Origin of the sequence: Microbacterium sp. NPDC087591 (assembly GCF_044743625.1) — a bacterium.
GTDB lineage: Bacteria > Actinomycetota > Actinomycetes > Actinomycetales > Microbacteriaceae > Microbacterium.
In genome coordinates, this window is the sequence record NZ_JBIUWU010000003.1 from 418828 (window position 1) to 430869 (window position 12042).

Consider the following 12042-nt stretch of genomic DNA (forward strand, 5'->3'; position numbering starts at 1 on the left):
GCGCATCCGAATCGCCGCGTGCCGCGCACACTTCTGCGGCCCGATGCCACTTCTGCGGCCCGATCGCCCGATCACGGCCGCAGAACGTGAGAACGGCCGCAGAAGGTGCGGCCGTTCACAGATCAGGCGGAGACGCTCAGGCGCTCCGCGAGGACCTCGGCGATCTGCACGGCGTTCAACGCCGCACCCTTGCGCAGGTTGTCGTTGCTGATGAACAGCACCAGACCCTTGCCCTCGGGGGCGGACTGGTCTGCGCGGATGCGACCGACATAGCTCGGGTCCTTGCCCGCGGCGTACAGCGGAGTGGGGACCTCTTCGACGACCACGCCGGGAGCGACGGAGAGCACCTCGCGCGCCCGCTCTGGCGTGATGTCGCGAGCGAACTCCACGTTGATCGACAGCGAGTGCCCGGTGAAGACCGGGACGCGCACGCAGGTGCCGGCCACGCGGAGCGCGGGCAGCTCAAGGATCTTGCGGCTCTCGTTGCGGAGCTTCTTCTCCTCGTCGGTCTCGTTCTGCCCGTCATCGACGAGGTTGCCCGCGAACGGGATCACGTCGAATGCGATGGGCGCGATGTACTTCTCCGGCTGCGGGAAGTCGACGGCCGAGCCGTCGTGCACCAGGCGCAGCGTGTCGCCCTGGGCGAGGACGCCCTCGACCTGTCCCAGCAGCTCCTGGGCACCGGCGAGGCCGGAGCCGGAGACGGCCTGGTAGGTCGAGACGATCAGGCGCTCGAGTCCGGCTTCGGCGTCCAGTACCTTGAGCACCGGCATCGCGGCCATGGTGGTGCAGTTCGGGTTCGCGATGATGCCCTTGGGACGGTCGTCGATCGCGTGCGGGTTGACCTCGCTGACCACGAGCGGAACGTCAGGGTCGTTGCGCCAGGCGCTGGAGTTGTCGACGACGACCGCGCCGGCCTCGGCGAAGCGGGGCGCGTAGGCCCGGCTCGCGGTGGCGCCGGCCGAGAAGAGGGCGATGTCGATGCCCGCGGCATCCGCCGTCTCGACGTCTTCGACGATGACCGTCGCTCCGCCGAACTCGATCGCGGTACCTGCGGAGCGCGACGACGAGAAGAGCCGCAGCTCCCGGATCGGGAACGCCCTCTCGGCGAGAATCTCGCGCATCACGGTGCCCACCTGGCCGGTGGCGCCCACGATGGCGACGGAGAGTCCTGAGTCGGAGATGCGGGTCATGATGTTCCTTGGCGTCGTGCAGTGCTGCGTACGAGGCGGAAGGCGCGGCGTCGGGATGCGGATGCTGCGCCTGGCGCCGATGTCAGGGTTCCGGCGAGTCTACCGCGACCCGGGGCGGGCGGATGCCGTGCTGGCGGGCGGTGGGGCCGTCACTGGGGTAGGGGTATTCGCCGGCGTAGGTCGATTCCGCGGGGAAGCTCCTCCCCCGCCGCTTTCGCCTACATCCGAGGTGGAGGATGCGGTCAGCGTCCGGTGCCGGCGTGGACCGTGGCGTCGGATTCGCCGTCGAGACCGTAGGCGGTGTGCACCGTGCGGGCGGCCTCGGCGAGGTCGTCGCCGCGCAGCACCACCGAGATGCGGATCTCGGAGGTCGAGATCATCTCGATGTTGATGCCGCCGGCGGACAGCGCCTCGAACAGCACGGCCGAGACACCCGAATGCGTGCGCATTCCCGCGCCCACCACCGAGAGCTTGCCGATCTGGTCGTCGTGCACCAGGTTCTGGAAGCCGACCTCGGTCTGCTCGCCCGCGAGCGCCTTCAGTGCGGCGGCGGCATCCGCCTTCGGCACCGTGAAGGAGATGTCGGTGCGGCCGGTGGCCGACACGTTCTGCACGATCATGTCGACGTTGGCGCCGGACTTGGCGACGATCTTGAAGATCTCCGCCGCCTTGCCGGGAACGTCGGGCACACCGGCGACGGTGATCTTGGCCTGGCTGAAGTCGGTGGCGACGCCCGCGACGATCGGTTCTTCCATGTCTGCTCCCTCGGCTTCGCGGGGGTTCTTCATGCCCTCGCCCAGAACGTACGTACCCTCGGACGACGAGAACGTCGACCGGGCGTGGATGAGGACGCCGTGACGGCGTGCATACTCGACGGCGCGGATGTAGAGCACCTTCGCGCCGTTGGCGGCGAGCTCGAGCATCTCCTCGCTGGAGATGTGGTCGAGCTTCTGCGCCCGCGGGATGACCCGGGGGTCGGCTGTGAAGATGCCGTCGACGTCGCTGTAGATCTCGCACACGTCGGCGTCGAGCGCTGCGGCGAGAGCGACGGCGGTCGTGTCGGAGCCGCCGCGGCCGAGCGTGGTGATGTCGCGGGTGTCGCGATTGAAGCCCTGGAATCCGGCGACGATGACGATCGCGCCCTCGTCGAGGGCCTCGCGGAGCCGCACCGGCGTCACATCGACGATGCGCGCGGCACCGTGCTGCGAGTCCGTGATCATGCCTGCCTGGCTGCCGGTGAACGAGCGCGCCTCGAAGCCCATCGAGTGGATGGCCATCGCCAGCAGCGCCATCGAGATGCGCTCACCGCTGGAGAGGAGCATGTCGAGCTCGCGCGGCGCGGGGATGGGAGCGACCTCGTTGGCGAGGTCGAGCAACTCATCCGTCGTATCGCCCATCGCGCTGACGGCGACGACGACGTCATGGCCGGCACGGCGCGTGTCGACGATGCGCTTCGCGACGCGTTTGATGCTCTCTGCGTTTGCGACGGAAGAGCCGCCGTACTTCTGCACGATGAGGGCCACGATCACTCCCTGGGATGTCGGGCGGATCCGCCCACGATCATTCTACGATCGGCCCATATGCCTCGGTGCGCATGTGACGCACTCCCGGGGCGTGGCACTGAGTGCACGAGTTCTCGTCGAGTGCACGGGATAAGAGCGTGAACAAGCCGTGCACTCGGCGACAAGCCGTGCGCTCGGGAGCTTCGGCGATGTGCGAAGGCTTCAGAGAGAGGGCGGGAGCGCCTGGGGAGAGACGGGCCGCAGTCGTCCTCCGGTGGCGGCGAACCAGCAGCCGACGATGATGAGCGGGAAGCCGACGACCAGACCGGGCGTCAGCGGCTCGGCCAGCACGAGTGCTCCGAGCAGGATCGCCACGACCGGGTTGACGTAGGTGAACAGCGGAGCACGCACCGGTCCGACCTCGCGGATGAGTGCGAAGAACGCCAGGAAGGCCACCGCGGTGCAGATGACAGCGAGCGCCAGCAGCGCGAAGATCGACGGCAGCGTCGGAACCTCGTGCTGCGTCAACGCGCCGATGGGCAGGTAGAACACACCGATCATCAGCAGCGAGAGGGTGATCGTACCGAGGGAGGGCACATCACCGAGCTTGCGGGCGACGATGAACGGCGCCGTCGCGTAGAGGATCGCGACGAGCAGCACCTCAGCCGCCGCGAGCAGGCTCACCTCACCGCCGAAGAGTCCGGGGCCGGCCACCACGATCGCCACGCCCACGAAGCCGACGATCAACCCGATCGCGCGCGACGGTCTCAGCACCCCGCGGTCTCCCCCGCCGAGCGCGATCAGTGCGGCGAAGAGCGGGACGGTCGCGACGAGCAGCCCGGTCATGCCCGAGGGGAGCGTCATCTCGGCATGTCCGAGCAGCAGGAACGGACCCGCCATCTCGACGGCGCCGAACGCGAGCACCCACGGCCAGTGCTTCCATGCAGCGCGGAGCGCACCGCTGCGGATCGCGAACGGCAGCAGCAGCACGGCAGCGATGAGGGTGCGGCCGGCCACGATCGCCGCGGGCGAGATCGACTCGACCGCGATGCTGATGAACAGGTAGGGCACACCCCACAACAGCGCCATGGCGCCGAACAGCAGCCACCCGCGGCGGGAGAACCCTCGCTGGACGTTCACCGACTCACCGCGCGACGAGCTGCGGGTCCGTTCACAGGACGCGCCGGCCTTCGAAGGCGCGCCCCAGGGTGACTTCGTCGGCGTACTCCAGGTCGCCGCCCACCGGGAGACCGGACGCGAGGCGGGAGACCGTGATCTGCATGGTCGTGAGCAGGCGGCTCAGGTAGCTGGCCGTCGCCTCGCCCTCGAGGTTCGGGTTCGTGGCGAGGATGACCTCCTGCACCGTGCCGTCGGCGAGACGCGTCATCAGCTGCGTGATGCGCAGGTCGTCAGGTCCGATGCCCGCGATCGGGCTGATCGCCCCGCCGAGCACGTGGTACAGCCCGCGGAACTCGCGGGTGCGCTCGATCGCCGACACGTCCTTGGCATCCTCCACGACGCAGATCAGCGTCTGGTTGCGTCGAGGATCACGGCAGATGGCGCAGCGATCCTGCTCGGACACGTTGCCGCAGACCTCGCAGAACTTCACGCGATCGCGGATGTCGCGGAGCAGCTCCGACAGGCGCGCGACATCGAAGGTCGGTGTCTGCAGGATGTGGAACGCGATGCGCTGAGCGGATTTCGGGCCGATGCCCGGAAGACGACCGAACTCGTCGATCAGCTCTTGAACGATGCCGTCGTACATCAGGCGAACCTCGTCGGGGGCTCATAGGGCTCTTCGCGCACGAACGTCGCGCCGAGCACCTGGCGGATCACGGCCTCACCATAGCGCTGCACTCCCCCGACGGTGGGAGCGCGCTCGGTCACGGTCGGGGTGGGTGCGGAACGGGGTGCCGGTGGCGCGACCACCCGGGGAGCGGCGCCCTGGGTCGGGGGCGCACCGGCGCTCTGCGCAGCGTTCTGTCCGGCGCTCTGCGCAGCGTTCTGTCCCGTGCTCTGCGCAGCGTTCTGTCCGGGCGAGACCGGCGCGGATGATGCACCACGCGCGGGCGGGCCCTGACCCTGCGACGGAGCCGGCTCATACGAGGGGTCGTAGGGCGGCTCATCATCGAAGTAGGGCACGTCGTCATCGCCGGGAAGAGGCGGCTCGTCCCTGTCCGCGACACCATCGATGGGCGGCGTCGGCGCGGATGCGGCCGCTTCGACCTCTTCTGGCTCCTCGTCGACCGCCAGCGCGGCCGTGGGGGCGGCGAGCGGAGCCCCGCCTGCTTCGCCCGCGGGGATCGGAGCGACAGCCCATTCGGTGACCGCTGGCGCGGAGGAGCCGTGAGACTGCGGCCGAGAGGACGCGGAAGCCGATGGCTTCGCGGTCGACAGGGTCGAGCCCTGCGAGGCGGGCGCGTCTTTCGACGGGGCGGAGTCTCTCGACGGGCCTGAGTCCCTCGACGGAGCTAAGTTCTTGGGAGCGGCGTCCGACGCCGAACCGGACCCTCCGGGGGCACCGGACGAGCCGGCGGCGGGGAGCGGGGCAGGCAGGTACTTCACGCGCACACCGAGCTCCTGCTCGATCGCGGTGCGTAGGTGATCCGAGGGCCCGGCACCGGGGGTGGTGCCCTTGAACTTGCCGACGTCGTGCTGGCTGGCGAACCCGATGGTGAGCACCTCGGAATCGGTGTCATAGCCCAGCGGCTGCACGGTCGTCACGACCAGCCACGAGATGCGGCTGATGCTCTCGAGCCGGGAGAGGACCGCGGGCCACGCCGCCGTGACGCGCGCGAAGGTCACCGGCCCGGTGGGCGCGGCGGCAGGCTCGGGTTCCGCGATGGGGGCTTCGGCCTCGACCGACACAGGAGCGACAGCAGGCGCCTCAGCGGCGGCAGCGGTCGTCGGCGCCTGAGCGGCAGGCGCGGCGGCCGCAGGCGCGGCGGCGGCGGCAGGCGCGGCGGGTGCAGCAGGCGCGGGAGGAACAGCAGACGCAGCAGAGGCAACAGCCGGTGACGGAGCAGGCGTCGCCTGGGCGACAGCGGCCGGCGGGGCCGACTGCGCCTGGGGCAGACCCGCGGCGGTGGTGCGCGCGACGGGGGCCGGCGCCGACGTCACCGGTGCCGCGGCATCGGCGGACGCCGCGGCGAGGACCCGCGCGACCATGAGCTCGAGGTGCAGGCGCGGCGAGGTCGCTCCCGACATGTCGTCGAGTGCAGCACTGACCACATCGGCGGTGCGCGACAGTCGTGCCGCACCGAAACCCTGCGCCTGACCGCGCATGCGCTCGAGCTCGTCATCGGCGATGCCGCGGAGCACAGCGGACGCCCCGCTTCCCACCGCTGCGATGACGATGAGATCGCGCAGACGCTCGAGCAGGTCATCGACGAAGCGACGCGGATCCTGGCCGGTCTGCACCACGCGATCGATCGCGGGGAAGGCCGCAGCCGCGTCTGCGGCGGCGAGCGCATCGACGATCTCGTCGAGCAGAGCGCCGTGGGTGTAGCCGAGAAGGGCGACGGCACGGGCATAGCCGACCGTGACCGTGGGCGAGTCGGCAGGAGCGTCGGAACCGGCGATCAGCTGATCGAGCAGCGACAGCGTGTCACGCGGAGAGCCGCCGCCGGCGCGCACGACGAGCGGCAGCACACCCTGCTCCACGAGCACGCCCTCTTCCGTGCAGAGCTTCTCGACGTACTCGAGCATCGCGGCGGGCGGCACGAGTCGGAACGGGTAGTGGTGGGTGCGGGAGCGGATGGTGCCGAGCACCTTCTCGGGCTCGGTGGTCGCGAAGATGAACTTCACGTGCTCCGGCGGCTCTTCGACGAGCTTGAGCAGCGCGTTGAAGCCCTGCGGGGTGACCATGTGCGCCTCATCGAGGATGAAGATCTTGTACCGGTCGCGGCTCGGGGCGAAGGTCGCCCGCTCGCGCAGGTCACGGGCATCGTCGACACCGTTGTGGCTCGCGGCGTCGATCTCGACCACGTCGAGCGATCCGCCGCCCGCACGGGAGAGCTCCACGCAGCTCGGGCAGGTGCCGCACGGCACGTCGGTCGGGCCCTCCGCGCAGTTCAGGCAGCGCGCCAGGATGCGGGCGGAGGTGGTCTTGCCGCACCCGCGCGGTCCGGAGAAGAGGTAGGCATGACCGACGCGGTCGCCGCGCAGGGCCGTCATCAGCGGATCGGTCACCTGGGACTGCCCGATCATCTCGCCGAACGTCTCGGGGCGGTAGCGGCGGTAGAGGGCTGTGGTCACCTCACCAGCCTACGGCGTGCCACTGACACGCGCTCCTCCCCCGCTCGTCCCCGGCGGAAGCGGTGTGAGGAGGTCTTCACAAACAGGATTCGAACCCGTAACATCTTCGAAACCATCAGAAGATTCACTAACTTCTGAAAGTTATTTCTTTGTCACGCCGATCGCCATCCGTCGATCCGCGTGCCGAGAGCAGACGCCTCACGATGGCGTCGTGATCGGGATCTCCTTCACCACCCCTGCACCAGCGACAGCAATCGCCCCCTCCCGAAGGAACGTCATGAAGCACAAGCACCTCGCACTCCCCGCCCTCCTGACCGCGACAGCACTCACTCTCACCGCATGCAGCGGCTCCACCGGAACCTCCACCGACGACGCGGCCGCCGCGGAGATCAGCGTCGGCGTGACGGATCCGTCCCTCATCATCCCCGGCCGTCAGACCGTCGCCTATGACATCAACATGGCCGTCTGGGCACCGCTCACCTTCGTCGACTCCGACGGCGAGATCACCTACGTCGCCGCCGAGTCGATCGACACCGACGACTCGCAGACGTACACCATCACCCTCCGCGACGGATGGACCTTCCAGGACGGCACTCCCGTGACGGCTCAGGACTATGTGGATTCCTGGAACGCCGTGGCCTACGGCCCGAACGCGTTCGAGAACTCCGGTCAGCTCGCCAAGATCGCCGGCTATGCGGACGTCACCAGCGACACACCGGCCGCCGAGATGTCCGGCCTCGCGGTGGTCGACGACCTGACCTTCACCGTCACTCTCGTCGGGCCGGACAGCCAGTTCCCCATGCAGGTCTCCCAGGCCCAGACGGCGATGTACCCGATGCCCGCCTCGGCGCTGGAGGACTTCGACGCCTACAACAAGCGTCCGATCGGCAACGGCGCGTTCCAGTTCACCGAGGACTACGAAGAGGGTGAGCCGATCGTCGTGACCGCCTACGACGACTACCAGGGCGAGAAGCCCACGGTCGACCAGATCACGTTCGTGCCGTACACCGACACGGCCACGGCGTACAACGACGTCCTCGCCGGCAATCTCGACGTCGCCGGCCTGCCGGCGTCGAAGATGACGCAGGCGGACAGCGACTTCGGCGAGGACCATGTGTACGCCTTCGAGGCGCCGGGGATCTCCTACCTCGGCATCCCCCTGAGCGACCCGCGCTATCAGGACATCCGCGTGCGCCAGGCCATCTCGATGGCCATCGATCGCGCCACCATCAACGACGTCATCTACGGCGGGCTGTACGCACCCGCGACGGCCTTCACCCCCGACATCGAGCCCGGCACGCCGACCGGCATCTGCGGTGAGTACTGCGAGTACGACCCCGAGGCCGCCAAGGCGCTGCTGGCCGAGGCAGGCGGATTCTCCGGGACGATCGAGATCTACTACCCGGGCGGCGTCGGTCTCGACGACTTCTACGCGGCCATCGCCAACTCGATCCGGCAGGCGCTGGGCGTCGAGGCCATCGCGACACCGAGCGCGGACTGGGCGGAGTTCTACGAGAACCGGTTGAACGGCGCCACCCCCGGGCCGTACTTCTCCCGCTGGGGCGCGCTGTACCCCAGCCAGCAGGCCACGCTGCGGGCGATGTTCATCGAGAACGGCGGATGTGCCGGCTGCGTCGGCGAGTACGACGCCGAGGTCGCGACGCTGATGGATGCGGCCGATGCCGCCCTGACCGACGATGAGGTGGCAGCCGCCTACACCGCCGTCCAGGAGCGCCTGATGGAGACGTTCCCCGTCCCGCCCCTGTTCAACGAGTCCTACGCGTACGTCACCTCGACGCGCGTGGCGGAGCTGAACACCTCGGCTGCCGGCAACCCGAACTACTCGATGACGGTTCTGGCCGGAGACCGGTGATGACGCACTCCCCCGCCCCCGGATCGCTCGAGGACATCCTCGAGCGATCCGGGGGGATCCCCTCCCTCACCGACTTCCCCGGAGTCGATGACCTCCTCGCGTCCTTCACGCACCTTGCGGACCTCCACCCCGAGCTCATCACGACCCGGCGCATCGGCACCTCCCGTCTCGGGGAGCCGATCCCCCTGTTCTCGCTCGGCGACGGTCCCCGCTCCTACCTGCTGTTCGCCGGGGTGCACCCGAACGAGCCCATCGGTTTCCGCACGTTGCAGCATCTGGCCACTGTGCTCGCGACGGACGACGCGCTGCGCGAGGCCTTCGATGCGACGTGGCACATCATCCCCTGCATCGACCCCGACGGGACGCGCCTCAACGAGCAGTGGTATTCCGCGCCGAGCGAGCGCACCCATTACGCCAGGCACTTCTACCGCCCCGCGCCCGATGAGCAGGTCGAATGGACCTTCCCCTTCGCCCACAAGCAGGCCTGGTTCGACCGGGTGCTGCCCGAGACCCAGGCCCTGATGCGCGTGATCGACGACGTGCGCCCCGACTTCATGGTGTCACTGCACAACGCGGAACTGGGTGGCGTGTACTTCTACCTCGGCACGGAGGTCGACGGCGCCGTCGACGCCCTGCACGCGGTGCCGCGATCCCTCGGGCTCCCCCTCGACACCGGCGAGCCGGAGACGCCGACGGTGCGCGCCTTCGGCACGGCCGTGTACAGCATGATCTCGATGAGCGAGGAGTACGACTTCCTCGCCGAGCTGGGCATCGATCCCGTCCCTCTGATCTCCAGCGGCGATTCCTCGTCGTCGTACGCTGCGAAGTACGGGACTGTCTCCCTGGTCGCCGAGCTGCCGTACTGGTCGCATCCCGATGCCGACGACGACACCCCGAGCGAGGAGCCGTACGTCACCGTGCTCCACCGCAAGGCCGATGCCCTCGTCGAGACGGGGGACGCGCTGCAGCGGATCATCGATGCGGCGGACCTGACACTGGACACCCCGTTCCGCCGGGCGACGAGCGCGTTCGTCCCCTACCTCAGCGCGAACGGCGAGACCGAGCACCGTCGTGCCGACGGCGAGAGCATCGCCCGCCTCGCCAGCCGCGCCGAGGTCTTCAGCAATGAAGACGTCGTGCGCTGCTTCCGGCTGCGCTACGGCGGCATGACGCTGCGGATGCTCGACGCCGAGGTCGCGGCGGGCAGCGCCACCCCCGGCACCCGCCGCGCACGCGCCGAGATGCAGGCGCTCTTCGCGCAGTGGTGCGCGGAGTCGGAGACGCAGACCGAGCTCACCGCCCTGCCGATCTCCTCCCTCGTCGGTGTGCAGTTCGGTGCCACCCTCGCCGTGGCGCGCTGCCTGATCGACGCGGAGTCGACCACGTGAAGGTCACGTGGTACGTCGCCCGCCGCTTCGGCGAGCTCGCGATCGTCTTCTTCGGCGTGACGTTCATCATCTACGCCATGGTGTTCGGGCTGCCGGGCGACCCGATCGCGAGCCTCGGCGGCGATCGCCCGCTCCCTGAATCCGTGGTCGCGCAGCTGCGCGCGGAGTACCACCTCGACGAGCCGCTCTGGCAGCAGTACCTCAACTACATCGCGAACCTGTTCCAGGGCGATCTCGGGAGGAACTTCTCGGGTCAGGCGGTGTCCGACAAGCTCGCCGATCGCTGGCCGGTGACCATCACGCTCGCGCTGACGGCGTGGGGCATCGAGGTCCTGCTCGGCGTGGCGCTCGGGCTGTGGGCCGGTGTCCGCAACGGCCGCTGGGACGACAAGCTCGTGCTCACCGGCACGATCCTCGCCAGCTCCATCCCGGTGTTCGTGCTGGCCGTGTCCGCGCAACTCATCTTCGGAGTGCACCTGGGCTGGTTCCCGGTCGCCGGCACGGCCGCCGGATGGCCCGTCGCCTACCTGCTGCCCGCGTTCTGCGTCGCCGTCTTCGGGTTGGCCTCGGTCGCCCGGCTGATGCGCGGCTCCGTCATCGATGCGCTCAACGCCGACTACGTCCGCACCCTGTGGGCGAAGGGGATGCGTCCCCGTGACGTGATCGGCGTGCACGTGATGCGCAACTCGGCACTCCCCGTGCTCACCTTCCTCGCGATCGACCTGGGGTATCTCCTCGGCGGGACCGTGGTCATCGAGGGCGTGTTCAACCTCCCGGGCGTCGGCCAGCTGCTGTTCCAGTCGATCAGGGCCCATGAAGGACCGACCATCATCGGCATCTCGGTCGCGCTGATCGTCATCTTCCTGATCGCGAACCTGATCGTCGATCTCCTGCACACCGTTCTCGACCCGAGGATCCGTCATGAGTGAGGTCGCTGCGACCATGGAGTCGCATTTCAGCAGGATGCCCCGTCGGGGCGTCTGGCGCTCGCTGCGCCGACGCGCGCTGTTCTGGGTGTGCTGCGCCGTGCTCGGGATCCTCACACTCGTGGCGATCTTCCCCGAGTGGTTCGCCCAGCTCAGCCCGACCTCCGACCCGCGCGCCTGCGTGCTCGCCGACTCGGCCAGCCCGCCGAGCGCGGCGCATCCTTTCGGCACGGATCTGCAGGGCTGCGACGTGCTCGCGAACGTGGTCTACGGAACCAGGGCCTCCCTCAGCGTCGGCGTGCTGTGCACCGCGCTCGCGCTGCTCGTCGCCCTCGTGCTCGGAGTGATCGCCGGGTACTGGGGCGGATGGGCCGACCGGCTGATCTCGCGACTCACGGACGTCTTCCTCGGCTTCCCGTTCCTGCTCGGCGCCGTCGTCGTGCTGACGACGCTGGCCGAGCGCACGGTCCTCAGCGTCGCTCTGGTGCTCGCGCTGTTCTCGTGGCCGACGATGGCGCGATTGGTCCGGGGATCCGTCCGCACCATCCGCGGAGCCGACTACGTCGATGCGGCGAGGGCGATGGGCCTGTCGACCTCTCGCATCCTCGGCCGCTACGTCCTCCCCAACGCGATCGGACCGGTGCTGGCCATCGCGACGATCATGGTGGGATCGGTGATCGTCGCCGAGGCGACGCTGACCTTCCTCGGTCTCGGTCTGCGCGCCCCCTCGATCTCCTGGGGCCTGCAGCTGGCCAGCGCCCAGGAGCGATTCCAGACGGCGCCGCACATGCTCCTGTTCCCCTCGCTCATCCTGACCATCACGGTTCTCGCCGTCATCACCCTCGGCGACATCCTGCGCGACACCCTCGACCCCAAGAGCCGTTGACCGCTCATTCCGAAGGA

General features: G+C 69.1%; 9 protein-coding genes. 4 read left to right on the forward strand and 5 right to left on the reverse strand.

Annotation, left to right across the window (positions count from 1 at the left end; genetic code table 11):
• Positions 1–122: 122 nt before the first annotated feature.
• The 5 genes from ACIOVG_RS16520 to ACIOVG_RS16540 all read right to left on the reverse strand — a co-directional run bounded on the left by ACIOVG_RS16520 (position 123) and on the right by ACIOVG_RS16540 (position 6952).
• Entirely contained in the window at positions 123–1193 is a 1071-nt protein-coding gene (locus ACIOVG_RS16520; protein ID WP_400875833.1) for an aspartate-semialdehyde dehydrogenase, read from the reverse strand.
• A gap of 242 nt (positions 1194–1435) precedes the next feature.
• A complete protein-coding gene (locus ACIOVG_RS16525) occupies positions 1436–2716 on the reverse strand; it encodes an aspartate kinase (protein ID WP_400875835.1) in 1281 nt (426 codons plus the stop codon).
• A gap of 201 nt (positions 2717–2917) precedes the next feature.
• On the reverse strand, positions 2918–3835 hold the full coding sequence (locus ACIOVG_RS16530; RefSeq protein WP_400875838.1) for a DMT family transporter: 918 nt from the start codon (positions 3833–3835) through the stop codon (positions 2918–2920).
• 31 nt (positions 3836–3866) lie between these two features.
• Positions 3867–4460 (reverse strand): recombination mediator RecR, encoded by a 594-nt coding sequence (recR, locus tag ACIOVG_RS16535; RefSeq protein WP_400875841.1) that lies wholly within the window; start codon positions 4458–4460, stop codon positions 3867–3869.
• Positions 4460–6952, reverse strand: coding sequence for a DNA polymerase III subunit gamma and tau (locus ACIOVG_RS16540; RefSeq protein WP_400875844.1), 2493 nt, complete (start codon positions 6950–6952; stop codon positions 4460–4462). The genes recR and ACIOVG_RS16540 overlap by 1 nt, the downstream gene beginning before the upstream one ends.
• A 277-nt stretch (positions 6953–7229) precedes the next feature.
• On the opposite strand from ACIOVG_RS16540, the gene ACIOVG_RS16545 reads away from it, so the two are divergent.
• Genes ACIOVG_RS16545 through ACIOVG_RS16560 form a run of 4 tightly spaced genes read left to right on the forward strand, consistent with a single transcriptional unit; the run spans position 7230 to position 12025 of the window.
• Complete coding sequence (locus tag ACIOVG_RS16545) at positions 7230–8825, forward strand: ABC transporter substrate-binding protein (RefSeq protein WP_400875847.1); 1596 nt, start codon at positions 7230–7232, stop codon at positions 8823–8825.
• Positions 8825–10213, forward strand: a complete 1389-nt coding sequence (locus ACIOVG_RS16550) for a M14 family zinc carboxypeptidase (RefSeq protein WP_400875850.1) — start codon at positions 8825–8827, stop codon at positions 10211–10213. The genes ACIOVG_RS16545 and ACIOVG_RS16550 overlap by 1 nt, the downstream gene beginning before the upstream one ends.
• Complete coding sequence (locus ACIOVG_RS16555; protein WP_400875853.1) at positions 10210–11142, forward strand: ABC transporter permease; 933 nt, start codon at positions 10210–10212, stop codon at positions 11140–11142. The genes ACIOVG_RS16550 and ACIOVG_RS16555 overlap by 4 nt, the downstream gene beginning before the upstream one ends.
• The gene (locus tag ACIOVG_RS16560) at positions 11135–12025 is read left to right on the forward strand and encodes an ABC transporter permease (protein WP_400875855.1); all 891 of its coding nucleotides are present in this window, start codon (positions 11135–11137) and stop codon (positions 12023–12025) included. The genes ACIOVG_RS16555 and ACIOVG_RS16560 overlap by 8 nt, the downstream gene beginning before the upstream one ends.
• The last annotated feature ends 17 nt before the right edge of the window (positions 12026–12042 follow it).